This window comes from Enterobacter cloacae complex sp. P40C2 (genome assembly GCF_014930695.1).
Lineage (GTDB): Bacteria > Pseudomonadota > Gammaproteobacteria > Enterobacterales > Enterobacteriaceae > Enterobacter > Enterobacter pasteurii.
Genome location: NZ_JADBRP010000001.1, coordinates 764,129 through 788,844, shown reverse-complemented (window position 1 = coordinate 788,844; position 24,716 = coordinate 764,129). Strand labels below are relative to the sequence as shown.

Sequence of the window (24,716 nt, the reverse complement as noted above, 5' to 3'; positions counted from 1 at the left end):
TCCGTCTCCGGAGCCTTATTAGCACAGCGTTAGCCGATTGTCATCAGGCTGGCGTTACCGCCTGCCGCCGCGGTGTTGACGCTGAGCGAACGTTCCACGTACAGGCGCTCCAGCAGCAGGTTGGTTTCCCCGCGCGCAAAGCCCTGCACCGAAACAATCGCCCCGCTGCGGGCCGCGACCTGCTCGCACAGCTCGCGCAGCTGGTCGGAGTCGCCGTGGTAGATCACCGCGTCAAACGGCTGGGCCAGCAGCGCGTCGGCCTTGGCAAAGCGAATGCGGGCCGAGACCGCTTTTGGCAGCTGCTTAGCGAGATCGCGATGCAGGGCATCTTCCGGCCACAGCACCTCACAGCCGGTAGCCGTCGCGGCAGCCAGCTGCACCAGGGCGTCCTGCTCGTTATCCGCCACGCACAGCACGCGCTCGCGCGGCATCAGCGTCCAGGTGTTGCGCTCGCCGGTTGGACCCGGCAGCAGACGCTGGGTACCGGCCTGCGCCAGCTCGCCGTACTGCTGAGCAACGGCACGCAGTTCAGGGCGGTTTTCTGCCCACTTAACGAGCGCCTCCAGCGGCTGGGTCAGCACGGCTTTCACCTGCGCATCCACCGGATAGTCAGCGTCCTGGCGCGCCAGCGTCACGCCCAGCGCGTTTTCCGGGCGGTTCGCCAGCAGACGATACAGGTAGAGCGGGCCGCCTGCCTTCGGACCGGTGCCGGAGAGGCCTTCACCGCCGAACGGCTGCACGCCCACGACCGCGCCGACCATGTTGCGGTTGACGTACAGGTTGCCGACTTTGGCGTTGCCGGTAACCTGCGCGATGGTTTCGTCGATACGCGTATGCACGCCGAGCGTCAGGCCGTAGCCGGAGGCGTTGATCTGGTCGATCAGCTCGTTGAGGCTGTTGCGGCTGTAGCGCACCACGTGCAGCACCGGACCAAAGACCTCTTTTTTCAGCTCGTCGAAGCTCGCCAGCTCGATAAGCGTAGGCGGCACGAAGGTGCCGGTCTGCCATTCGCGGGCATCTTCGCTGTTCTCGCGCACTGCCTGGAACACCGGACGGCCCTTGGCGCGCATGGTCTGAATATGGTTTTCAATATTGGCTTTGGCTTCCGCGTCGATCACCGGCCCGATGTCGGTGGTGAGACGGCCCGGGTTGCCCATGCGGCATTCGGCCATTGCGCCGCGCAGCATCTTCAGCGTGCGGTCGGCCACGTCGTCCTGCAGGCACAGCACGCGCAGGGCGGAGCAGCGCTGACCGGCGCTGTCGAACGCGGAGGCCAGCACGTCAACCACCACCTGCTCGGTGAGGGCAGAGGAGTCAACGATCATGGCGTTCATGCCGCCGGTTTCGGCGATGAGCGGCGTTGGACGGCCCTGCGCATCCAGACGGGTAGCAATGTTGCGCTGCAGCAGGGAGGCCACCTCGGTGGAGCCGGTAAACATCACGCCGCGCACCCGGTTATCGGACGTCAGCTTAGCGCCGACGGTTTCACCGCGGCCCGGCAGCAGCTGAACCACGCCCGCCGGCACGCCCGCTTCCAGCAGGATGTTGATGCCCTGCGCGGCAATCAGCGGCGTTTGCTCCGCCGGTTTTGCCAGCACGCTGTTGCCTGCGGCAAGCGCGGCGGCAATCTGGCCGGTGAAGATCGCCAGCGGGAAGTTCCACGGGCTGATACAGACCACCGGGCCGAGCGGGCGGTGCGTTTCGTTGTCGAAATCATCGCGCACCTGGCCGGCGTAGTAGTGGAGGAAGTCGACCGCTTCGCGCACTTCGGCGATGGCGTTGCTGAAGGTTTTACCCGCCTCGCGCACCAGAATGCCGATGAGCGACTGCATCTGATCTTCCATCAGCACCGCGGCACGCTCCAGGATCGCGGCGCGCTCCTGCGGCGGGGTGGCAAACCAGATTGGCGCGTTGTTTACCGCGCTCTCCAGCGCCTGGTCCACTTCCGCTTCGGTCGCTTCACGCGCGTAGCCGACGATATCCTTCGGCTCGGCCGGGTTGATCACCGGCTGCATGTCGCCGTCCTCAACGGAGTGCTCAAGGATCGGTTTGGCCTGCCATTTCTGCAGCGCGCTGTTGAGCAGGGCAGAGGAGAGCGACGCCAGACGGTGTTCGTTCGCCAGATCCAGGCCCGCCGAGTTGACGCGGCCTGCGCCATACAGCTCGCGCGGCAGGGCAATCTTCGGATGCGGCAGGCCAATCTGGCCTTCCTGCGCCGCCATTTTTTCCACGGCCTGCACCGGATCGGCCACCAGCTCGTCCAGCGGCAGGGTGGTGTCGGCGATGCGGTTAACGAAGGAGGTGTTCGCGCCGTTTTCCAGCAGGCGACGCACCAGGTACGCGAGCAGGGTTTCGTGAGTACCCACCGGAGCATAGATACGGCACGGGCGGTTCAGCTTGCCGTCGGCCACTTTACCGGTCACCTGCTCGTACAGCGGTTCACCCATGCCGTGCAGGCACTGGAACTCGTACTGTCCCGGATAGTAGTTCTGTCCCGCCAGGCTGTAGATCGCCGCCAGAGTGTGGGCGTTATGGGTGGCGAACTGCGGATAAATCAGGTTCGGCACGCCGAGCAGCTTTTTCGCACAGGCGAGATAGGAGACGTCGGTGTAGACCTTGCGGGTGTAAACCGGATAGCCTTCCAGGCCCTCCATCTGGGCGCGCTTGATTTCGCTATCCCAGTACGCGCCTTTCACCAGACGGATCATCAGGCGGCGACGGCTGCGGCTGGCCAGGTCAATCAGGTAATCAATGACGAACGGGCAGCGCTTCTGGTAGGCCTGGATAACGAAGCCAATGCCGTTCCAGCCGGCCAGCTCCGGCTCGAAGCAGAGTTTTTCCAGCAGATCGAGGGAGATCTCCAGGCGGTCGGCCTCTTCGGCGTCGATGTTGATGCCGATGTCGTACTGGCGGGCCAGCAGGGTCAGGGACTTCAGGCGCGGGTACAGCTCTTCCATCACCCGGTCGTACTGCGCGCGGCTGTAGCGCGGGTGCAGGGCGGAAAGCTTAATGGAAATACCGGGGCCTTCATAAATACCTCGACCGTTGGACGCTTTGCCGATGGCGTGGATTGCCTGCTGATAGGAGACCATATAGGCCTGCGCGTCGGCGGCGGTCAGCGCCGCTTCGCCCAGCATGTCGTAGGAGTAGCGGAAGCCTTTGTCTTCCAGCCTGCGTGCGTTAGCCAGCGCTTCGGCGATGGTTTCTCCGGTAACGAACTGCTCGCCCATCAGGCGCATCGCCATGTCCACGCCCTTGCGGATCAGCGGCTCGCCGCTCTTGCCGATGATGCGGTTCAGGGAGCGTGACAGGTTGGCTTCGTTATGGGTGGAGACCAGCTTGCCGGTAAACAGCAGGCCCCAGGTGGCGGCGTTGACGAACAGCGACGGGCTGCGGCCAATGTGGGAGTGCCAGTTGCCGTTGCTGATTTTGTCGCGGATCAGCGCATCGCGGGTGGCCTTATCGGGGATACGCAGCAGCGCCTCGGCCAGGCACATCAGCGCCACGCCTTCCTGTGAGGAGAGGGAGAACTCCTGCAGCAGGCCCTGCACCATCCCGGCGCGGCCGCTAGCGCTTTTCTGATTACGCAGCTTGTCGGCCAGCTGGTACGCCAGGCTGTGCGCCCGGGCGGCAATGGCTTCCGGCAGGCGGGCCTGCTCCAGCAGCATCGGCACGGCATCGGTTTCGGCGCGACGGTAGGCCCCGGTAATGGCGGCGCGGCTGACGGACTGGGGCAGGATCTGCTCGGCAAATTCGAGGAACGGCTGATGGTTCTCTTCAACAGCCGTCGCGGCGTCTTCGCTTTCGTTCGCAGCGCCCGCCAGCAGGGCAGGCAGCTCCGGCAGACCGTCTTCGCTCTCCAGCCTTTCCAGATAGTTAAAAATCGCCTGCTTGATTAACCAGTGCGGCGTGCGGTCAATGCGGGTCGCCGCGTGTTTAATCCGTTCGCGGGTCGCGTCATCAAGCTTAACCCCCATGGTGGTCATCCCCATGCCAAAACTCCTGTTGTTCTGTAATAGCGTTCTGTAGATAGCGTGAAATATCCACCATGTTGCAACTTTGTGCAACCGTGTTAAATGTGACCTGGTCTGCAAGCTGGAAAATGAATGGATTGTTAACGATTAGTTAGCTGAGAAAACGCGCCGGTCGATGTTGTCGGGCCCAGTTTTTATGCGGTGCTTAACACTTTTTAAAGGTGCAACCCGCAAAAGCGTGAGCGAGTGCAACCTATAGGAAAGACGTATAAAACCAGGGATGAAATTCATGTAAATGCAGTGTTAAATCGTTTGTCAGTGGGAGGCGTATACGGCAGGATAGCGCGCCCAACGGAAACACATACGCACATCACTACGTTCCGGTGATGACATAACAAGGCAGCCCGGACGGCTGTCGCTCGACATTTTGGAGAATTTGAATGGCTATTAGCACACCGATGCTGGTGACATTTCTCGTTTATATTTTTGGCATGATCCTGATAGGGTTTTTGGCGTGGCGTTCCACTAAAAACTTTGACGACTACATACTGGGCGGGCGCAGCTTAGGCCCGATGGTAACCGCGCTCTCTGCGGGCGCATCCGACATGAGCGGCTGGCTGCTGATGGGCCTGCCGGGCGCGATTTTCATCTCCGGCATCTCCGAAAGCTGGATCGCCATCGGCCTTACCGTTGGCGCGTGGATCAACTGGAAGCTGGTGGCAGGCCGTCTGCGCGTGCATACCGAAGCCAACAACAACGCCCTGACGCTACCGGACTACTTCACCGGACGCTTTGAGGATAACAGCCGTATCCTGCGCATTATCTCCGCGGTGGTTATTCTGCTGTTCTTCACCATCTACTGTGCCTCCGGCATCGTGGCGGGCGCGCGCCTGTTCGAAAGCACCTTCGGCATGAGCTATGAAACGGCGCTGTGGGCCGGTGCGGCCGCGACTATCCTCTATACCTTCGTGGGCGGATTCCTGGCGGTAAGCTGGACCGATACCGTGCAGGCGAGCCTGATGATTTTCGCGCTGATCCTGACCCCGGTAATTGTGATTTTCACCGTCGGCGGCTTTGGCGAATCGCTCGAAGTCATCAAGCAGAAGAGCATCGAAAACGTCGACATGCTGAAAGGGCTGAACTTCGTTGCCATCGTCTCCCTGATGGGCTGGGGGCTGGGCTACTTCGGTCAGCCGCACATTCTGGCGCGCTTTATGGCGGCGGATTCCCACCACACCATCGTCCACGCACGCCGCATCAGCATGACGTGGATGATCCTGTGCCTGGCGGGCGCGTGCGCGGTCGGCTTCTTCGGCATTGCCTACTTCAATAACAACCCGGCACAGGCGGGCGCGGTGAACCAGAACGCCGAGCGCGTGTTCATCGAGCTGGCGCAGATCCTGTTTAACCCGTGGATTGCCGGTATTCTGCTCTCCGCCATCCTGGCGGCGGTGATGTCCACCCTGAGCTGCCAGCTGCTGGTGTGCTCCAGCGCCATTACGGAAGATCTTTACAAGGCCTTCCTGCGCAAGGACGCAAGCCAGAAAGAGCTGGTATGGGTAGGGCGCTTTATGGTGCTGCTGGTGGCGCTGATTGCCATCGCCCTGGCGGCGAACCCGGAGAACCGCGTGCTGGGCCTGGTAAGCTACGCCTGGGCAGGCTTTGGCGCCGCGTTTGGTCCGGTGGTGCTGTTCTCCGTGCTGTGGTCACGCATGACCCGCAACGGCGCGCTGGCGGGGATGATTATCGGTGCGGTGACCGTCATCGTCTGGAAACAGTTCGCGTGGCTGGGGCTGTATGAAATCATTCCGGGCTTCATCTTCGGCAGCATCGGGATTGTGGTGTTCAGCCTGCTGGGTAAAGCGCCGTCTGCCGCGATGCAGAAACGCTTTGCTGAAGCGGACGCGCACTATCACTCTGCGCCGCCAGCTAAGCTTCAGGCTGAGTAAAAACATATCCCCTCTCCCCACAGGGGAGAGGGGATAGACCGCTCACCAGTGCGAGATGATAAATGATGATGAAAACAGGGTTAATGGTGGCAGCATTAGTGATGCTGGCGGGCTGTAATGCACCCTCACAGCGCGCGCCAGCTGAAACCTGCAAGGCGGAAAACCAGATGCAGCAGACCACGCTCTATTTCGGGCTGAATCGCCCGGCCGGGGCGCAAATCACCGCCAGCGAGTGGCAGCAGTTCGTTGACCGGGACGTGACGCCGCGCTTTCGCGACGGCTTAACGGTGATGGACGCGCGCGGGCAGTGGCTGGGGAACGACGGGAAGGTGGCCCGCGAGCCGAGCAAGGCGCTGATGCTGATCCACGCAAAAGATGCCCAGAGCGAGACGAATATTGAAGCGCTGCGCGGGATCTATAAATCCCGCTTCGCGCAGGAGTCGGTAATGCGGGTCGATTTGCCGGCGTGCGTGCAGTTCTGAATCAAAAACGGCGGCCTCAGCCGCCGTTTTCGCTTACAGCACCAGCCCCGCAAAGCTCGCCGACAGCAGGCTCACCAGCGTCGCGCCGTACACCAGGCGTAAACCAAACCGCGAGACCACGTTGCCCTGCTGCTCGTTCAGCCCCTTAATGGCCCCGGCAACAATGCCGATAGAGGCGAAGTTAGCAAACGACACCAGGAACACCGACAAAATACCCAGCCCGCGCGGCGACATCTGATGGGCAATTTTTTGCAGCTCAATCATCGCCACAAATTCATTCGCCACCAGCTTGGTTGCCATAATACTGCCCGCGCTTAAGGCATCGCTCAGCGGAATACCGACCAGCCACGCCAGCGGATAGAATACGTAGCCCAGAATCTGCTGGAAGCTCATGCCGAATATGCTGGAGAACAGGGCGTTAACGGCGCTGATAAGGGCGATAAAGCCAATCAGCATCGCCAGAATAATCATCGCCACCTTAAAGCCTGCCAGAATATACTCGCCCAGCATTTCGAAGAAGCTCTGGGACTCATGCAGCTTTTCCAGTTTGATATCCGGCTCGGCTTCCGGGCGCGCCGGGTTAATAACCGAGAGAATAATAAAGGTGCTGAACATATTCAGAATCAGCGCCGCGACGACAAATTTGGCGTCGAGCATGGTCATATAGGCGCCGACGATCGACAGGGAGACCGTCGACATCGCCGTTGCCGCCATGGTAAAGAGGCGGCGAGAGGAGAGATCGCCCAGCACGCCCTTGTAGGCAATGAAATTTTCCGACTGGCCGAGGATAAGCGAGCTCACCGCATTAAACGACTCCAGCTTGCCCATACCGTTAAGTTTTGACAGCAGCGTCCCGATGATCCGAATAAAGATCGGCAGAATGCGCCAGTGCTGAAGAATACCAATCAGGGCCGAGATAAAAATAATGGGGCAGAGCACGCCAAGGAAAATGAACGCCAGCCCTTTATCGCCCATCCCGCCAAAGACAAAATTAGTCCCTTCGGCAGCGAATTTCAGCAGCGATTCAAAGAAGCCGGAGACGTATTTAATAATGAACAGGCCGCTTTCCGCGTGCAGAAAAAAGAATGCCAGCGCGATTTCAATGACGATCAGCTGTAAAACAAAGCGGATGCGAATTTTTCGGCGGTCGAAACTCACCAGCCAGGCAAGCGCAAGAATAATCACCAGCGCCAGCAGGAAATGGACAATCTTAAACATGGTTTATTTTCAGTTGGTTTTCGAGGCGGACATTTAGCCATAGCGGCGGTTAACCGTAAACGAACATTTTCGTCAAACCTTCTGAACAAAACGGTTTCCCTGCGAATGATTACCCAGCGATGCGTTTACATCTGGTCATCAAAACGCCCTACATTTCGCTTGTTTTTCTTGTTTGCGTAATGATAATCACTATCACAAGAATTTACTTTTCTTTGCATCAGTTGACCGCGATAAACATTTGAAGGTGTCTGCATGTTTGTTCCTTTTCTCATTATGTTACGTGAAGGCCTTGAAGCGGCCCTGATCGTCAGCCTTATCGCCAGTTACCTGAAGCGTACCCAGCGTGGACGCTGGATTGGCGCGATGTGGGCTGGCGTTTTCCTCGCCGCGGCGCTCTGCCTGGGGCTCGGGATCCTCATCAACGAAACTACCGGCGAGTTTCCCCAGAAAGAGCAGGAGCTGTTTGAGGGCATCGTCGCCGTTATTGCGGTGTTCATCCTCACCTGGATGGTGTTCTGGATGCGCAAAGTCTCGCGCAACGTGAAGGTTCAGCTGGAGCAGGCGGTGGATAACGCGCTGCAAAAAAGCGGCAACCACGGCTGGGCGCTGATTCTGATGGTCTTTTTTGCCGTTGCGCGTGAAGGCCTGGAGTCCGTGTTCTTTCTGCTGGCGGCGTTCCAGCAGGACGTTGGCATCTGGCCGCCGCTGGGCGCCGTGCTGGGGCTTGCCACCGCCGTGGTGCTGGGCTTCCTGCTTTACTGGGGCGGCATTCGCCTGAACCTCGGCGCGTTCTTCAGGTGGACCAGCCTATTTATCCTGCTGGTAGCAGCCGGGCTGGCGGCAGGCGCGATCCGCGCCTTCCACGAGGCGGGGCTGTGGAACCACTTCCAGGACGTGGCGTTCGATCTCAGCAACGTCCTCTCCACCCATTCACTGACCGGCACCCTGCTCGAAGGCATCTTCGGCTATCAGGAAACGCCGAGCGTCAGCGAAGTGGCGATGTACTTTATCTACCTCATTCCGGCGCTGGTGCTGTTTTTCATGCCAGCACGCCCCGGCGCTCAGACGTCGCGTACCGCATCCTGACGCGTACCGGTTAGTTACAACATACTTTAAAAGGGAAGGACCATGGCAATTCAATTTCGTCGTAGTACGTTACGGGCTGGTGTGGCGGCGCTGATTGCGTCCGCATTCGCGGCGCAGGCTGCGGATATTCCACAGGTTAAAGTGACCGTAACCGATAAGCAGTGCGAACCGATGACCATCACGGTTAACAGCGGCAAAACCCAGTTTATTATTCAGAACCACAGCCAGAAGGCGCTGGAGTGGGAGATCCTGAAGGGCGTGATGGTGGTGGAAGAGCGCGAGAATATCGCGCCTGGCTTCAGCCAGAAGATGACCGCCAGCCTCCAGCCGGGTGAGTACGAGATGACCTGCGGCCTGCTGACTAACCCTAAGGGCAAGCTGATTGTTAAAGGTGCAGCGACGGCGGACGCTGCCAAAGGCACGGCCTTACTGAGCCTGGGCGACGCGATTACCGCCTATAAAGCCTACGTTACCAAAGAGACGGCGGATCTGGCGGCGGGCACCAAGGCCTTTACCGACGCGGTGAAGGCGGGGGATATCGACAAAGCAAAATCCCTGTATGCGCCAACCCGACAGCACTACGAGCGCATTGAGCCGATTGCCGAGCTGTTCTCTGACCTTGACGGCAGCATCGATGCCCGTGAAGACGACTACGAGCAGAAGGCCGCCGACCCGAAATTCACCGGCTTCCACCGTCTGGAAAAAGCCCTGTTTGGCGATAACTCCACCAAAGGGATGGAGAAATACGCCGAACAGCTGCACACCGACGTGCTGGAGCTGCAAAAACGCATCAGCGAGCTGGCCTTCCCGCCGTCGAAGGTGGTTGGCGGCGCGGCGGGGCTGATAGAAGAAGTCGCCGCGAGCAAAATCAGCGGGGAAGAAGATCGCTACAGCCACACCGACCTGTGGGATTTCCAGGCGAACGTTGACGGCGCGCAGAAAATTGTCGACCTGCTGCGTCCTCAGCTGCAAAAAGAGAACGGCGAGCTGCTGGCGAAGGTGGATGCCAACTTCAAAAAAGTGGACGCTATCCTGGCGAAATACCGCACCAGAGACGGGTTTGAAACGTACGATAAGCTGACCGATGCCGATCGTAACGCGCTGAAAGGCCCGATTACCACGCTGGCGGAAGATCTCTCCCTGCTGCGTGGCGTGCTGGGTCTGGACTGAGCGCGATGAACAAGCATGACGAGTACGACGTAGCGGAGCCTTCCCGCCGTCGTTTACTGAAAGGGGCTGGGGCGCTGGGCGGCGCGCTTGCCCTGACGGGGGGCTGCCCGGTGGCGCATGCGGCCAAACCGCAAAGCGCGCCGGGCACGCTGTCGCCAGATGCGCGTATGGAAACGCAGCCGTTTTACGGCGAGCACCAGGCGGGGATCCTGACGCCGCAGCAGGCTTCCATGATGCTGGTGGCGTTTGATTCCCTGGCGAGCGATAGGGCCGACCTTGAGCGCCTGTTCAGGCTGCTGACCGCGCGCATCGCCTTCCTTACCGCGGGCGGCCCGGCGCCGGAAACGCCCAATCTGCGCCTGCCGCCGATGGATTCCGGTATCCTCGGCGCGTTTATTGCGCCCGATAACCTGACCATCACCGTCTCGGTAGGGGCATCGCTGTTTGATGACCGTTACGGGCTGGCGAAGCAGAAGCCGAAAGCGCTGCAAAAAATGACGCGTTTCCCGAATGATTCCCTTGACGCGGCGCTGTGCCACGGCGATCTGCTGTTGCAGATCTGCGCCAACACCCAGGACACGGTGATCCACGCCCTGCGCGATATCATCAAGCACGCTCCGGATCTGCTGAGCGTGCGCTGGAAGCGGGAAGGGTTTATCTCTGACCACGCGGCGCGCAGCAAAGGCAAAGAGACGCCGGTCAACCTGCTGGGCTTCAGGGACGGCACCGCTAACCCGGACAGCAGCAATGGCGCGCTGATGGACAGCGTGGTGTGGGTTACGGCGGACCAGGGCGAACCGGCCTGGGCGGTGGGCGGCAGCTATCAGGCTGTCCGTATCATTCAGTTCCACGTGGAGTTCTGGGACCGCACGCCGCTAAAGGAGCAGCAGACTATCTTTGGCCGCGACAAGCAGACCGGCGCACCGCTGGGCATGAAAAATGAGCACGATGAGCCTGACTATGCCCGCGATCCGGATGGCGATGTCATCGCGCTGGACAGCCATATTCGCCTCGCCAATCCACGTACCAGAGAGACGCAGTCCAGCCTGATGATGCGCAGGGGCTACAGCTATTCGCTGGGGGTGACCAACTCCGGGCAGCTTGATATGGGGCTGTTGTTTGTCTGCTATCAGCACGATCTCGAGAAAGGGTTTCTCACCGTACAGAAGCGGCTGAACGGCGAAGCGCTGGAGGAGTATATTAAGCCCATCGGTGGCGGCTATTTCTTTGCCCTGCCTGGCCCGCGCGACGGGAACGCGTATCTCGCACAAGGGCTGATTGAAGCCTGATAATCGTCCCTGCGACCGTTCGCAGGGACATTATTTTTTCCATAGACTATCTTATTGTTATATTTCTGTAATATTTCTATATGAGACTGATTTTCCATGTAGGGACAGTCCGAAAAGTTGCATCCAGGTAAAATAAATGTTGCGTTTATGATAAAGCCTGATGTACTTAAGATAAGACAGCGGTAGTTCCCGGCAGTGATGTTACTCACTATGGAGATCGCGAATGGTTGCGTCCTGTACTGGACAAGGTAAACACATCAACCGCAGCACCCGGCGCGGAGGCTCAGACTCCGGCAGCGATTTCCTCACCACTACAATCTCCCCTTCACCTCAAAAACCTGTTTCTACCGACGTGCATAGCGGTGCGCGTAGCCGTTCTGTATCGTCATCCGGTAATGCAAGCAATGGCTTACAAGGAAGCCAACCCTCTGATGTTCGTGCGCATAATCGTGCCGACGCTGGCGCGTGTGATGAATACCAACAACTCAAGGTGCTATCCATGGGAAGACAAAAAGCAGTGATCAAAGCTCGTCGTGAAGCAAAACGTGTGCTGAGACGGGATTCACGTAGCCATAAGCAGCGTGAAGAAGAATCGGTCACCTCGCTTGTGCAGATGAGCGGCGTAGAATCCATTGGCATGGCGCGGGATAGCCGCGATGCATCGCCAATTGTGGCGCGAAATGAAGCTCAGGCGCACTACCTGAATGCTATCGAGAGTAAACAGCTCATCTTTGCAACCGGGGAAGCCGGATGCGGGAAAACGTGGATCAGCGCCGCCAAAGCGGCGGAGGCGCTGATTCATAAGGACGTGGAACGGATCATCGTGACCCGTCCGGTACTGCAGGCTGATGAAGATCTTGGCTTCCTGCCCGGCGACATTTCGGAGAAGTTTGCCCCGTACTTCAGGCCCGTCTATGACGTGCTGGTGAAGCGGCTGGGCGCTTCCTTTATGCAGTACTGCCTGCGGCCAGAGATTGGCAAGGTGGAAATCGCGCCGTTCGCCTATATGCGCGGACGTACATTTGAAAATGCGGTCGTTATTCTTGACGAGGCTCAGAACGTGACCGCTGCGCAAATGAAGATGTTTTTAACGCGCCTCGGGGAGAACGTGACGGTTATCGTCAATGGCGATATTACCCAGTGTGACCTGCCGTCGGGCGTTAAGTCCGGCCTCAGCGATGCCATGTCACGTTTTGAGGAAGATGAAATGATCGGCGTTGTTCGCTTTACCAAAGAGGACTGCGTCCGCTCGGCGCTGTGTCAGCGCACGCTGGAAGTTTATTCCGATTAAGGCAAAGCTTCATCATTCCACTTTCTTAGCCATTCCTTCCCGGCATAATGCCGGGAAGCTTCGCTTATTCCCTTTATAATATAATTCTCTGCTTAGCTCATATTAATTTCCTATCGAACGGGGCGGGATTTACGTATTATTTTGCGGTATTAATACTCTTGCGGTTAATTCGCGGAGGTCGGTTTTATAAAAATCGCAGAAGTGTGATATGTATTTATAATACCCACAAAATATCTGTGAATATAATGATCGTGCTAATTGTTGCGCTAAATTTAAACGTGAATGTTGTCACAGAACATTGCTAAGGCGTAAAAATTAAGTTGGTGTCTTGCAGGTAATTATCTATGTTTCGTACTTGTTCAAACACAATTCTAAGAAGAAATACACCAGGGGAGCATTTTCCCTGGCACATCACGCTGAGGGTCATACATGAACGAACTGGTTAGTGCAATTAACGGTGTTATCTGGAGCCCGGCGTTAATATTTTTATGTCTGGGTGTTGGCCTCTATTTTTCACTGCGTAGTCGTTTTCTGCAGTTACGCCATATAAAACATATGATTACCCTTATGTTTCAGGGTGGGGCTACCGATGCCGGCGTATCGTCGTTTCAGGCGCTGACGATGACGCTGGCGGGGCGCGTGGGTACCGGGAACATAGCCGGTGTGGCCACCGCCATTACCTTTGGTGGGCCGGGCGCGCTTTTCTGGATGTGGGTAGTGGCGTTTTTGGGCGCCAGCTCTGCATTTGTAGAGTCCACGTTAGGGCAGGTATATAAAGAAAAAATTAACGGTGAATACCGTGGTGGCCCCGCCTTTTATATTGAGAAAGGGCTGGGGGTAAAGTGGTACGCATGGTTATTTGCTATCGTCACCATTTTCTCCTGCGGATTATTACTGCCGGGCGTTCAGGCAAACTCCATTGCCGCCAGCCTGGATATTGCCTTCGGCCTTAACCCAAACGTCACGGCAGCATTGCTGGCTGTACTGTTAAGCTTCATTATTTTCGGCGGCGTGAAAAGGATCGCCAGCTTTAGCAGCATGGTGGTTCCGTTTATGGCGCTCGGCTATATTATTGTTGCCTGCGTTATTATCGCCATCAATATTGAAAAACTGCCTTCCGTTATTCTGCTGATCTGGAAAAGTGCTTTCGGCCTCGAAGCGGGCTTTGGTGCAATCCTGGGCCAGGCTATCATGTGGGGCGTTAAGCGCGGCGTGTATTCCAACGAGGCCGCGCAGGGTACCGGACCGCATGCATCATCGGCGGCGGCAGTGAGCCATCCGGTGAAGCAGGGGCTGGTTCAGGCATTTTCCGTTTATATCGATACGCTGTTTGTCTGCTCCGCGACCGGATTTATGCTGCTGATCACCGGGCTGTATAATGTCCAGGGCGTTGACGGCGCTGCGCTTTATACCGGTATTTCGGGCGTCGCGGCAGGTCCCGGCTATGTGCAGACGGCGATGGAAAGTATGATGCCGGGCTTTGGCAATTACTTTGTCGCTATCGCGCTGTTCTTCTTTGCCTTCACCACCATCATTGCCTATTACTATATCGCCGAAACCAATATCGCCTACATTAACCGTAAAATTCACCGCCCGTGGCTGACATTCCTGCTTAAATTATGTCTGATGGCGTCCACGGTATATGGCACAATCCGCACCGCGGATCTGGCATGGGGATTAGGGGATATCGGGGTAGGGCTGATGGCATGGCTCAACATTATTGCCATTGTCCTCCTGCATAAAAAAGCCTTTGCCAGCCTGAAGGATTACGAGACCCAGAACGCGCAGGGGATTAATCCACAGTTTGATCCGGTTCGGCTTGGCATCAAAAATGCGGATTACTGGCTGGGGGAGCGCAGGGATGAGGGGGGTGCTCAGCCTGGGCAGGTCGCATCTCCTGAAGGAAAGCAGCCGGCAGGGAAGTTGAATAGCTGAGGATTAAAATAAAAAAGCCCGTGCCAACGCACGGGCTTTTTTATAAGTGAGGCGGCTGAGTTCGCACCGGGGGGGATTGACTCGCTTCGCTCGCCCTGCGGGCAGCCTGTTCGCTGCGCTCTCAGTCTGTCCAACTGGCTGCGCCAGTTGTCGAACCCCGGTCGGGGATTCTCATCCCCCTCACAGGCGTGCAATATGCGAAAAAAAAAGCCCGCATTTTCATGCGAGCTCTTCTTTAAATATGGCGGTGAGGGGGGGATTCGAACCCCCGATACGTTGCCGTATACACACTTTCCAGGCGTGCTCCTTCAGCCACTCGGACACCTCACCATATTGTTTTGCTGCCTGACCGCTTGGGGGGCAACGGGGCGCTACTATAGGGAGTTGCGCCAAAACGGTCAAGCAGATTTTCTGCATTCGTGCCTGTTCGGTTAAGCCTTAATCAGCTTTTGCCGCACAGCGTAGGATTAACGCTGTGAATCGAGCACTTCGCTGTTTTTCACCACGTCCTGCGCTTTGCCGTAGCTTTCGATGAGCAGCTGATAGGCCGGGAAGATATGCGTGTAAACCTCAGCCCATTCAGCCGCATCTTCACGATTCCATGTCCGCTGAATCTCGGAAGCAACGGCTGCCGTATCCATCGGCACCACGCCTGCCTGCACCACGCGGGCAAGGGTGATCTCCTGGGCCATCTTGCTGTAGGTGCCGGACGCATCTATTACCGCAAACACTTTGTAGCCATCCGCCACCGCGCTGATAGAGGGAAAAGCCATGCAGACGCTGGTGATAGTGCCCGCGATAATCAGCGTTTTACGCCCCGTGGCTTTTACCGCCGCCACAAACGCCGGGTTATCCCAGGCGTTGATCTCACCCTTACGCGCAACGTACTCCGCGTGCGGCGCGTTGGCGTGGATCTCCGGGATAAGTGGGCCGTTTGGTCCCTGTGGCACCGACGCCGTGGTGATCACCGGGATCCTCGCCAGCGAGGCAATTTTTGCCAGCGCCGCCGCACGGGCGCGCAGCTCGGGCATTGGCATGTCGCCAACGGTCTGGAACAGCCCGCTCTGGTGATCGATAAGCAGCATGACTGCATCATTTACGTCAATAACGGGACGTGCACCGTTGAAGTTTGCAGGGGTAGACATAATGCGCTCCTTTATTACGTTCAGATCTGGCCAAAGCGGCCGGAGTTGAAATCGCGAATTGCCTCGGCGATTTCGGTTTTACTGTTCATCACAAACGGGCCATAGCCGACAATCGGTTCATTCAGCGGCTCCCCGGCCATCAGCAGCACCTTCGCGTCGCTGCTGGCTTCGAGATGCAGTTTGTCGCCGCTCTGGCTTAGCACGACCAGCTGCGCTTCACCCGCCGGCGTGGCGCCATTTACCGTCACGCTGCCCTCAACGACAACCAGCGCCGCGCTCCAGCCCTCTGGCTGATGGAGCGTCAGATGGCTGCCCTGATTCAGCGAGAGATCCCACACGTTCAGCGGCGAGAAGGTATGAGCCGGGCCGGTTACATCTTCATAGCGTCCAGCGATGACGCGTAGCGTTCCGCTGTTATCCGGAAGGGTAACCGACGGGATATCCGCCCGAGTGATGCTCTGGTAGCCCGGCGTCGCCATCTTGTCTTTGGCGGGCAGGTTGACCCACAGTTGCATCATTTTCATTTCGCCGCCTTTCTGCGCGAACGCGCCGGAGTGGAACTCCTCGTGCAGAATGCCTGCGCCAGCCGTCATCCACTGCACGTCTCCCGGGCCAATCACGCCGCCTCTGCCGGTGGAGTCACGATGCTCAACCTCACCGGCGTAGACGATGGTGACCGTTTCAAAGCCGCGATGAGGATGCTCGCCCACGCCGCGTTTTACGCCATCCGCCGGGAAGGTGTGAGGCCCGGCGTAATCCAGCAGCAGAAACGGGCTTAGCGTTTCGCCATGCGTCTGGTAAGAAAACATCGAACGAACGGGAAAACCGTCGCCGACCCAGTGCGGACGGGGTGCGGTATAAACGCCAGTTACGTTTTTCATGATTAACTCCTGATGTTCTGTTGATGTAATTAGCTTATATTCAGGGTTAATATCCCGGTAGATAGCGAAAATGACATTCACTGTTCTTCAAATAGAACAATGGGGGCATATGCAGGATCTCAATGATTTCGCGTGGTTCGTGAAGGTGGTGGACCATGGTGGGTTTGCGGCGGCAGGGCGAGCGCTGGATCAGCCTAAATCCAAACTGAGTCGCCGGATAGCGCAGCTCGAGGAGCGGCTCGGCGTTCGGTTGATACAGCGCACCACGCGGCAGTTCACGGTGACTGAGGTGGGGCATACGTTTTATCAGCACTGTAAAGCGATGCTGGTAGAGGCCGAAGCGGCGGAGGAGGCCGTGGCTGCCTTACAGGCTGAACCGCGCGGTATGGTCAGGATCGCCTGTCCGGTGACGTTACTGCACGTTCACGTGGGGCCAATGCTGGCAACGTTTATGGCACGCTATCCGGGGATTAACCTCCAGCTGGAAGCGACCAACCGCCGGGTCGATCTGGTCGGTGAGGGAGTGGATGTGGCGATCCGCGTTCGCCCGCGTCCGTTTGACGACAGCGATTTGGTGTTAAGGGTGCTGGCTGACAGGGGACACTGCCTGGTTGCCGGACCGTCCCTGATTGAACGGATGGGTAGCCCGTCGATGCCCTCTGAACTCAGCAAATGGCCGGGTTTAAGTATGGGGGCCGGCAGGCACCTGCATAAGTGGGATCTGAGCGGGCCGGAGGGGGCGAAAGCAGAGGTTCACTTTACGCCGCGCCTGGTGACGACCGACATGCTGGCGCTGCGGGAAGCGGCGATGGCGGGCGTGGGCGTGGTGCAGCTGCCGATTTTGATGGTGAAAGATCAGCTTGCGTCAGGGGAACTGGTTCGGGTGCTGAACGCATGGGAGCCAAGACGGGAAGTGATTCACGCAGTATATCCTTCCCGGCGCGGTTTACTGCCGTCGGTCAGGACGCTGGTGGATTTTCTAACGGAAGAATATGCCCGGATGGTGGAGGAGTAACGGTTCCAGGGGGACAACTGAATGCGAGCACCTAACTATCCCCTCTCCCCTCTGGGGAGAGGGTTAGGGTGAGGGGGGGATTGACTCGCTTCGCTCGCCCTGCGGGCAGCCTGTTCGCTGCGCTCGCAGTCTGTCCAACTGGCTGCGCCAGTTGTCGAACCCCGGTCGGGGATTCTCATCCCCCCACAGGCGTGCAATATGCGAAAAAAAAGCCCGTACTTTCGTACGAGCTCTTCTTTAAATATGGCGGTGAGGGGGGGATTGACTCGCTTCGCTCGCCCTGCGGGCAGCCTGTTCGCTGCGCTCGCAGTCTGTCCAACTGGCTGCGCCAGTTGTCGAACCCCGGTCGGGGGTTCTCATCCCCCCGCAGGCGTGTAATATGCGAAAAAAAAGCCCGTACTTTCGTACGAGCTCTTCTTTAAATATGGCGGTGAGGGGGGGATTCGAACCCCCGATACGTTGCCGTATACACACTTTCCAGGCGTGCTCCTTCAGCCACTCGGACACCTCACCATATTGTCATCCCGTTGTTGTCGGGACGGGCGCTAATGTAAGGAAAAGCCGTACTGCCGTCAACTCACTTTTTCAGTAATTTAGCGCGTTTAGACAAACTTCAGGCAACCTGATTCCGAAATGTGCGAAAAGCGCCTCTTTTATCAGCAACGCGGTTTCCCGTTAAATTTGTTATGCTGGCAATCCAGTTGAAAATGAAAATAAAACCGCGCAAAAAAGGCAGGAATGACTATGGATATTATCTTCTATCACCCCACTTTTGATACGGCTTACTGGATTGACGCGATCGCGGCTGCACTGCCTGGCGCACGCGTTCGCGAGTGGAAGCGGGGCGATAATGAACATGCCGACTACGCGCTCGTCTGGCATCCGCCGGTTGAAATGCTTCAGGGGCGCAGGCTGAAGGCGGTGTTTGCCCTCGGCGCTGGCGTGGATTCCATTTTAAGTAAGCTGAAGGCACACCCGGAAATGCTGGCGGAGGATATTCCCCTGTTCCGGCTGGAAGATACCGGCATGGGCCAGCAGATGCAGGAATATGCCGTGAGCCAGGTGCTGCACTGGTTCCGCCGCTTCGACGATTATCAGGCGTTTAAGCAGAAGGCCCACTGGGAACCGCTCCCGGACTATCAGCGTGAAGATTTTACCATCGGCATTCTCGGGGCGGGGGTATTGGGCTCAAAAGTGGCAGAAGCGCTCGCGCCGTGGGGCTTCCCGCTGCGCTGCTGGAGCCGCAGCCGCAAGAATTACCCGGGCGTCGAGAGCTTTGCCGGCATGGACGAACTCCCCGCGTTCCTGAAACAGACGCGTGTCCTCATTAACCTGCTGCCAAATACGGCGGAGACGGTTGGTATTATTAACGGTGCGCTGCTCAACCAGCTGGCTGACCAGAGCTACCTGATGAACCTGGCGCGCGGGGTGCACGTTGTAGAGGACGATCTGCTGAACGCGCTCGACAGCGGTAAGCTGAAAGGCGCTATGCTGGACGTGTATAGCCGCGAGCCGCTGCCGGCGGAAAGCCCGCTCTGGGCTCACCCACGCGTGGCGATGACGCCACATGTTGCGGCCGTGACGCGTCCGGCAGAGGCCGTAGCGTATATCTCGCATACCATCAGCGAGATAGAGAAGGGCAACGCGGTGACCGGACAGGTCGACAGGCAGCGAGGCTACTGAGAGAAACCCGGCGTTTGCCGGGTTTTTGCTAATATTCGCCGCTGATAACTGCTATCCTTTGGAAAAAACGCAGAGGAGAGAAAGATGTATCCCGTTGACCTGCATATGCATACCGTCGCCAGCACCCACGCTTACAGCAACCTCCATGATTACATCGCGCAGGCGAAGCTTAAGGGCATTAAGCTGTTTGCGATAACCGATCACGGCCCGGATATGGCGGATGCGCCGCACTACTGGCATTTTGTGAATATGCGTATCTGGCCTCGTCTGGTAGACGGCATCGGGATACTGCGCGGCATTGAAGCGAATATTAAAAATATCGACGGTGAAATTGACTGCACCGGCCCGATGCTGACCTCGTTAGATCTGATCCTCGCCGGTTTTCATGAGCCCGTTTTTGCGCCGCAGGATAAAGACACCAATACCGCGGCGATGATCGCCACCATAGCCAGCGGCAACGTGCACATTATCAGCCATCCGGGCAACCCTAAATACCCGATTGATATTGAGGCCGTGGCGCAGGCGGCGGCAAAACACCGCGTGGCGCTGGAAATTAATAACTCCTCGTTTGTTCACTCGCGCAAGGGCAGTGAAGCAAACTGTCGCGCCGTGGCGGCGGCCGTGCGTGACGCGGGCGGGATGGTGGCGCTGGGCTCTGATTCACACACCGCCTTCACGCTGGGTGACTTCAGCGAGTGCCTGAAAATTTTACAGGACGTGAACTTCCCGGAAGAACGGATCCTGAACGTCACGCCGCGGCGTATGCTCGACTTCCTTGAGTCGCGCGGCATGGCACCGATTGATGAATTTGCCGATCTTTAATTAATAACGGAACAGAAACATGAATGAGTTTTCCATCCTTTGCCGCGTGCTGGGCACCTTATATTATCGCCAGCCGCAGGACCCGCTGCTGGTTCCGCTGTTTACCCTGATCCGTGAAGGTAAACTGGCGCAGAACTGGCCGCTGGAGCAGGATGATTTGCTGGAACGTTTGCAAAAAAGCTGCGACATGCAGCAGATTTCAACCGATTACAATGCGCTGTTCGTGGGGGAAGAGTGTCGCGTTTCGCCGTATCGTTCTGCCTGGCAGGAAGGTGCAACCGAGGCGGAGGTGCGGGCATTTCTTTCAGAACGCGGCATGCCGCTGACGGATATGCCAGCCGATCATATCGGTACGCTGCTGCTGGCGGCCTCGTGGATTGAAGATAACGCAGGGGACGATGAGAATGAGGCGATTGAAACCCTGTTCGATACGTACCTGCTGCCCTGGTGCGGCACTTTCCTCGGCAAAGTTGAGGCTCACGCCACCTCGCCATTCTGGAGAACGCTGGCACCCCTGACGCGCGATGCCATCGCTGCGATGTGGGATGAGCTGGAAGAAGAGAACGAAGAGTGATTTGAGTCACAAAAATCCTGCAACGATACATTTCAACTTGCACGTAATGTGCTTCCGATCTCATTTCCCCGGTGCGCATCTGCTAAGATGCGCACCATGAATATCTTACTTTGTATTGCACTCACGACAGGCATCCTCTCCGGCATCTGGGGATGGGTAGCAGTGTCTCTCGGTTTGTTGAGCTGGGCGGGTTTCCTTGGCTGCACGGCCTATTTCGCCTGCCCGCAGGGTGGCCTGAAGGGGCTGTTTATTTCGGGCTGCACCCTGCTGAGCGGGGTAGTCTGGGCGATGGTCATCATGAAGGGCAGCGCGCTGGCACCGCATATCGAGATGCTGGGTTACGTCATGACCGGGGTTGTGGCCTTCCTGATGTGCATTCAGGCAAAACATCTGCTGCTCTCCTTCGTGCCCGGCACGTTTATGGGTGCCTGCGCCACCTTTGCCGGGCAGGGGGAGTGGAAGCTGGTGGTGCCTTCGGTAATGCTGGGATTACTGTTTGGCTATGCCATGAAGAACAGCGGCCTGTGGCTTGCAGCCCGACGTGAAAAGCACCAGAGCGTTACGGCGGTGAGTGAATAAAAAAAGGCGAGAGTGATATCTCGCCTTTTTTAGCGCTGCCGATCACGATTCCGGCGGCACCGACATCTCACGATACTTCACCAGTACCGCATTTCTTACGTCACTCTTATTCTGAAGATCCCACAGGCCGCGATCGATACCGTCATTAATCAGGAAAATCACCCCGGTTTCGATAGCCGACATCAGGCACAGCATAACCGGCTCGTTGGCGGTGTAGCCAATTTCCCCCTCCAGCAAACGCTGGTAGTCAATAAAGCGGAATACCCCCGCCTGCACCTCATAAGAGAGAATCGTTTTGCTGGTGGTTACGGAGGACAAAATTTCGCCCGTACTCACGTTAACCACGCGCAGGCTAACGGCAATCTGATCCAGCTGATACTGCGTGTCGGCTCCAATGCCAAAGTAACGCGCACCTGCGCCGCCCGATTTCACGTTGCTTTCGTAGCCGATAATCGACCCTTCCACCATGATATTGGCTGCGGTGAGAGACTGAAGCGGCATGCGGTTATTGACGCCGACGGTCCCATTCTCCTGAGCGGCACGAATGATTTTTCGTTCGTTCAGCAGGTTTTGCAGGCCCTGACGCTCCAGCGGAATAAACCAGCGCGAATCTTTCAGGGCGGTAACCAGCATCGCGGTTGCGCTCTGCGGAACGGCCGTCGAGAAGTTGCTGGCCGGATACGGTTTGAACTGTCCCGTTTCGTCCTGAATGTTATACACCGAGACGAATATCTTCCCGGTTGGCACCGGCAGATGCGTCAGATCGCGATAGCTCTGGGCGCGGGGCATTAACGTTGGCTTAGCGGCTTCTTTCGGCGGAGCAGTTAAACAACCGCTTAATAAGCACACCGCAACTAAAATAAAAAAGCGCTGCATGATGATTGTCCTTATTTCGGAGGTGTTCAGAAATCAGTTGAACTGGTCTGCAAGCCGGAAACCTGGATTGTCGACGTTCTTCCGGTTTTACGATCGGTCACATTTAACTGAAGCTGCCCATCTTTGTTGGCAATATCGACGATAAAGTCGTTAGTCACCATGCGGCCGGGTTTGCCGGTATTAATATTGGTTAACAAGCCTCCTAATATTTGCGACTGGATGGCCTGAGTGAAGTTATCCAGCGCAGACGGGGTCTCGATACCGAAATCATCGTCATAGCTGGGGTCCTTATACGAGTTTTGAGCCTGAGCCTGATTAAGCATAAATGCCCCGTTATTCGGGTTGCCGCCAAAATTGGGGTTGCGGAACTGGAAGGTCATATTTCCGGCCCAGCTTAATGGCGCAATGAGCATTAACGAAATCACCGTGTGTGCGAGACGCATAACAGCCTCCGAAATAGGTATCGTTGCTAGAACTCATCTTTTGCTAAATCGCCGGTGCTCAAAAGAGCTTTGTCTAACTGCAGGCGGTTAATAGCGTCTTCTGTTTGTGCCAGCGCGAAAGCGACGTTCCGATCGAAGTCTCTTTTCGTTGGAAATAAAAAGGTCTGGTAAATAACGTCCTGATTAGCTGTTATTGTGATCCAGCTTCCCCAGCGCGCGCTGGGCCTCTCGTTGATGGTTAAATTACCGGGATAGTCGCTTTCCCACTTGTCGCTGAAGGCGCGATAAAAATCGTGTCCGACAGAGGTAGCGGTGTGGTCGGTTAACAGCCCCGGAACTTCAACCTCAACAGCCTGAAGGCTTCCGACAGCAAACAGGAAGCCTGCGGCGGCAATCCAGTTCAGCGTGCTTTTCATGCTATTAGCGCCTGAGGTTATCGTTTGCCCACGACACCGCCTGCGTGCGATTTTTAACAGCTATCTTTTTGAAAAGATTATAAAGATGCGTCTTAACCGTATTTTCGCTGATAAATAACGAACGGGCGATTTCAATATTTGAAGCACCGATACGCAGTTTGTTCAGGATCTCTTTCTCACGGTGCGTCAAAAGTGCGGATTCTGAACTGTTATAGCGATAATTGCCGGAGTGGGTAATCAGGTAGCTGGCAAGCTTTTGCGAGAAATAACACTCTCCGCGCAATATGCTCTGCAACCCCTCTACGACACGGTTCTCTTCTTCAGTGACGTAAAATACGCCGTTGATATGTGGCCAGCTCTCTATTTCGCGGAAGGGATACTCATCAGGGGTATTCAATAATAGCAAACGGATATTATTGTTTTTCCTGCTTAAATTATCCTGCCAGTAATGGATCAGTTTTTTATCCGCTTCCATCATATCGAGTAGAATGATGCTGCCAGGCGCGATGTCATCAAAAGAACGTTGAATATTATGCAGTTTCCCGCTCAGTGAAAGACATTGCTTTAAGTGCTGCAACAACGCTGTAGCCTGTAAAGAAGGTTTGGTGATCAACAATAACGTATGACCGGGTAAGCTATGGACTTCATTAAACATGATGAAACCCCACTTTATTTATGACACCCGGCAGCAGCCCTCTCGTGTAATTGAAAGAGGAACCAGAAGTACTGACAGGTGTGGCACTGCTGTGTGTAGTTAAAAACCCCCTCCAGAGGAGGCGGTAAATTTAAAAACAAATAACGTGCTGCTGTTTTCAATCTAGCTATTGCAAACTTTAAAGCAAGTGTTAATCCTGTAACAGAATGTAACTCTGGATATTAAAATGTGTATTTTGCGCGAGATATTGATTTTACGTTGATGTGAAAGTTGTACAGGTGAATAATGATGCACAGATTTTATCCGTCATGCAAACTATTATAACCGGCTGATGTTTATTGCTTTGTATTATCGCAGGCCAGCCGGCAGAGGGTATGAGAAGCGTAAAAAAAGTAAGCCCTTTCTAAGCAGGACGTTTTTCTTAAGAAAACTTGCTTCGCGTCACGCGGATCGTAAAGGATGTGCTTTTTCATGCGCAGGAGGCCAGCCAAAGTTAGACGGTCCGCCTGTTCGTTGTACAACGGCAAAGCGAGTATCTTCTTTTTGCATTTGTCGTGCGGGGCAGCTTCCGGGGCGAAATTTACGACTTTGAGGTGAAGCGGTATATAAAAATAATAAGCTCGGGTGAGATATTAAATAACTTCCGGCAGACATAATGTTTTTCGTAACGCGGCGTTAACAAAACGAACCGCGTTAACGACGGAGTAAACGTTTCTTTTATTGCCAGGCCCAGGGTGACAGCATGAAAAACAAAACGTTGCTTATGATGTTTACATTACTGGGTGCGCCTGGATTTGTAATCGCAGGAGCTTCAGATTTAGCCGTTTCTGAATATAACTTCGCGATTAATGAATTAAGTAAAGCTTCATATAATCAGGCCGCCATTATTGGTCAACAGGGATCCGGGAATAATGCTGATGTTCGCCAGGGCGGTGCTAAATTACTGTCCGTAATTTCTCAGGATGGGGGAAATAACCGAGCGAACGTCGATCAGTCAGGGGCTTATAACCTTGCTTATATCGATCAGTCCGGTAACGGCAACGATGCGAGTATTAAGCAGGGGGCTTTCGGCAATACCGCCATGATTATCCAGAAAGGCTCGGGTAACAGGGCGAATATAACGCAGTACGGTACGCAGAAAACAGCAGTTGTAGTACAGAGACAGTCGCAAATGGCTATTCGCGTTATTCAACGCTAGCCATCCGCGACGGCTTAATCAATCCGATGGGGGTT

22 protein-coding genes, 2 tRNA genes and 1 other RNA gene are annotated in these 24,716 nt (G+C 56.3%); 13 read left to right on the top strand and 12 right to left on the bottom strand.

Annotated elements, in window-relative coordinates:
* Positions 1–29: 29 nt before the first annotated feature.
* Positions 30–3,992: a trifunctional transcriptional regulator/proline dehydrogenase/L-glutamate gamma-semialdehyde dehydrogenase gene (gene putA / locus IM304_RS03815; RefSeq protein WP_193356327.1), complete on the bottom strand. Its 3,963-nt coding sequence runs from the start codon at positions 3,990–3,992 to the stop codon at positions 30–32.
* Positions 3,993–4,414: 422 nt separating this feature from the next.
* On the opposite strand from putA, the gene putP reads away from it, so the two are divergent.
* Together putP and IM304_RS03805 are read left to right on the top strand one after the other, a co-directional pair.
* A complete protein-coding gene (gene putP / locus IM304_RS03810; protein WP_193356326.1) occupies positions 4,415–5,923 on the top strand; it encodes a sodium/proline symporter PutP in 1,509 nt (502 codons plus the stop codon).
* Between the two features lie 62 nt (positions 5,924–5,985).
* Entirely contained in the window at positions 5,986–6,405 is a 420-nt protein-coding gene (locus IM304_RS03805; protein ID WP_148421804.1) for a DUF3574 domain-containing protein, read from the top strand.
* Positions 6,406–6,438: 33 nt separating this feature from the next.
* Here the strand turns inward: IM304_RS03805 and IM304_RS03800 are convergent, their stop codons facing one another.
* Entirely contained in the window at positions 6,439–7,623 is a 1,185-nt protein-coding gene (locus tag IM304_RS03800) for a NupC/NupG family nucleoside CNT transporter (protein WP_193356325.1), read from the bottom strand.
* A 125-nt stretch (positions 7,624–7,748) separates the two neighbouring features.
* Positions 7,749–7,877: a hypothetical protein gene (locus IM304_RS22375; RefSeq protein WP_255517774.1), complete on the bottom strand. Its 129-nt coding sequence runs from the start codon at positions 7,875–7,877 to the stop codon at positions 7,749–7,751.
* Here IM304_RS22375 and efeU point away from each other — a divergent pair.
* The 5 genes from efeU (at position 7,876) to IM304_RS03775 (ending at position 14,394) form a co-directional block, all read left to right on the top strand.
* Positions 7,876–8,709: an iron uptake transporter permease EfeU gene (gene efeU, locus IM304_RS03795; RefSeq protein ID WP_193356324.1), complete on the top strand. Its 834-nt coding sequence runs from the start codon at positions 7,876–7,878 to the stop codon at positions 8,707–8,709. The two genes, IM304_RS22375 and efeU, sit on opposite strands and share 2 nt — an antisense overlap.
* Before the next feature lie 42 nt (positions 8,710–8,751).
* Positions 8,752–9,879 carry an iron uptake system protein EfeO gene (efeO, locus tag IM304_RS03790; protein WP_193356323.1) on the top strand — a complete coding sequence of 376 codons (1,128 nt, stop codon included), beginning with the start codon at positions 8,752–8,754 and terminating at the stop codon, positions 9,877–9,879.
* Between the two features lie 5 nt (positions 9,880–9,884).
* Complete coding sequence (gene efeB / locus IM304_RS03785) at positions 9,885–11,168, top strand: iron uptake transporter deferrochelatase/peroxidase subunit (protein WP_193356322.1); 1,284 nt, start codon at positions 9,885–9,887, stop codon at positions 11,166–11,168.
* Positions 11,169–11,667: 499 nt separating this feature from the next.
* On the top strand, positions 11,668–12,459 hold the full coding sequence (gene phoH, locus IM304_RS03780) for a phosphate starvation-inducible protein PhoH (protein WP_017384762.1): 792 nt from the start codon (positions 11,668–11,670) through the stop codon (positions 12,457–12,459).
* A gap of 429 nt (positions 12,460–12,888) precedes the next feature.
* Positions 12,889–14,394 carry a sodium:alanine symporter family protein gene (locus tag IM304_RS03775; RefSeq protein WP_193356321.1) on the top strand — a complete coding sequence of 502 codons (1,506 nt, stop codon included), beginning with the start codon at positions 12,889–12,891 and terminating at the stop codon, positions 14,392–14,394.
* Positions 14,395–14,636: 242 nt separating this feature from the next.
* Here the strand turns inward: IM304_RS03775 and IM304_RS03770 are convergent.
* The 3 genes from IM304_RS03770 to IM304_RS03760 all read right to left on the bottom strand — a co-directional run bounded on the left by IM304_RS03770 (position 14,637) and on the right by IM304_RS03760 (position 16,420).
* Positions 14,637–14,724, bottom strand: a tRNA-Ser gene (locus IM304_RS03770).
* A 137-nt stretch (positions 14,725–14,861) separates the two neighbouring features.
* Complete coding sequence (locus IM304_RS03765) at positions 14,862–15,539, bottom strand: isochorismatase family protein (RefSeq protein WP_193356754.1); 678 nt, start codon at positions 15,537–15,539, stop codon at positions 14,862–14,864.
* A gap of 20 nt (positions 15,540–15,559) precedes the next feature.
* Positions 15,560–16,420: a pirin family protein gene (locus IM304_RS03760; protein WP_193356755.1), complete on the bottom strand. Its 861-nt coding sequence runs from the start codon at positions 16,418–16,420 to the stop codon at positions 15,560–15,562.
* A 109-nt stretch (positions 16,421–16,529) separates the two neighbouring features.
* Between IM304_RS03760 and IM304_RS03755 the strand changes: the two genes are divergently transcribed.
* Positions 16,530–17,435: a LysR family transcriptional regulator gene (locus IM304_RS03755; RefSeq protein ID WP_193356756.1), complete on the top strand. Its 906-nt coding sequence runs from the start codon at positions 16,530–16,532 to the stop codon at positions 17,433–17,435.
* Positions 17,436–17,679: 244 nt separating this feature from the next.
* On the opposite strand, the gene IM304_RS03750 is transcribed toward IM304_RS03755, so the two are convergent.
* Together IM304_RS03750 and IM304_RS03745 are read right to left on the bottom strand one after the other, a co-directional pair.
* Positions 17,680–17,816, bottom strand: a non-coding RNA gene (locus tag IM304_RS03750) — RtT sRNA.
* Positions 17,817–17,860: 44 nt separating this feature from the next.
* Positions 17,861–17,948 (bottom strand) — tRNA-Ser (locus IM304_RS03745).
* A 231-nt stretch (positions 17,949–18,179) separates the two neighbouring features.
* Here IM304_RS03745 and ghrA point away from each other — a divergent pair.
* The 4 genes from ghrA (at position 18,180) to IM304_RS03725 (ending at position 21,093) form a co-directional block, all read left to right on the top strand.
* The gene (gene ghrA, locus IM304_RS03740) at positions 18,180–19,118 is read left to right on the top strand and encodes a glyoxylate/hydroxypyruvate reductase GhrA (protein ID WP_193356315.1); all 939 of its coding nucleotides are present in this window, start codon (positions 18,180–18,182) and stop codon (positions 19,116–19,118) included.
* A gap of 84 nt (positions 19,119–19,202) precedes the next feature.
* The gene (locus IM304_RS03735) at positions 19,203–19,940 is read left to right on the top strand and encodes a phosphatase (protein WP_193356314.1); all 738 of its coding nucleotides are present in this window, start codon (positions 19,203–19,205) and stop codon (positions 19,938–19,940) included.
* 19 nt (positions 19,941–19,959) lie between these two features.
* Positions 19,960–20,514, top strand: coding sequence for a molecular chaperone (locus IM304_RS03730; RefSeq protein ID WP_148421787.1), 555 nt, complete (start codon positions 19,960–19,962; stop codon positions 20,512–20,514).
* 96 nt (positions 20,515–20,610) lie between these two features.
* On the top strand, positions 20,611–21,093 hold the full coding sequence (locus tag IM304_RS03725; RefSeq protein WP_193356313.1) for a DUF1097 domain-containing protein: 483 nt from the start codon (positions 20,611–20,613) through the stop codon (positions 21,091–21,093).
* A gap of 42 nt (positions 21,094–21,135) precedes the next feature.
* On the opposite strand, the gene csgG is transcribed toward IM304_RS03725, so the two are convergent.
* Genes csgG through csgD form a run of 4 tightly spaced genes read right to left on the bottom strand, consistent with a single transcriptional unit; the run spans position 21,136 to position 23,483 of the window.
* Positions 21,136–21,969: a curli production assembly/transport protein CsgG gene (gene csgG, locus IM304_RS03720; RefSeq protein WP_148421783.1), complete on the bottom strand. Its 834-nt coding sequence runs from the start codon at positions 21,967–21,969 to the stop codon at positions 21,136–21,138.
* Positions 21,970–21,995: 26 nt separating this feature from the next.
* Positions 21,996–22,412 (bottom strand): curli production assembly/transport protein CsgF, encoded by a 417-nt coding sequence (gene csgF / locus IM304_RS03715; protein WP_006809295.1) that lies wholly within the window; start codon positions 22,410–22,412, stop codon positions 21,996–21,998.
* A gap of 26 nt (positions 22,413–22,438) precedes the next feature.
* Positions 22,439–22,828 carry a curli production assembly/transport protein CsgE gene (csgE, locus tag IM304_RS03710; protein WP_176610652.1) on the bottom strand — a complete coding sequence of 130 codons (390 nt, stop codon included), beginning with the start codon at positions 22,826–22,828 and terminating at the stop codon, positions 22,439–22,441.
* A gap of 4 nt (positions 22,829–22,832) precedes the next feature.
* On the bottom strand, positions 22,833–23,483 hold the full coding sequence (gene csgD / locus IM304_RS03705; RefSeq protein WP_176610651.1) for a biofilm master transcriptional regulator CsgD: 651 nt from the start codon (positions 23,481–23,483) through the stop codon (positions 22,833–22,835).
* Positions 23,484–24,225: 742 nt separating this feature from the next.
* Here csgD and csgB point away from each other — a divergent pair.
* A complete protein-coding gene (csgB, locus tag IM304_RS03700; RefSeq protein ID WP_193356312.1) occupies positions 24,226–24,681 on the top strand; it encodes a curli minor subunit CsgB in 456 nt (151 codons plus the stop codon).
* The last annotated feature ends 35 nt before the right edge of the window (positions 24,682–24,716 follow it).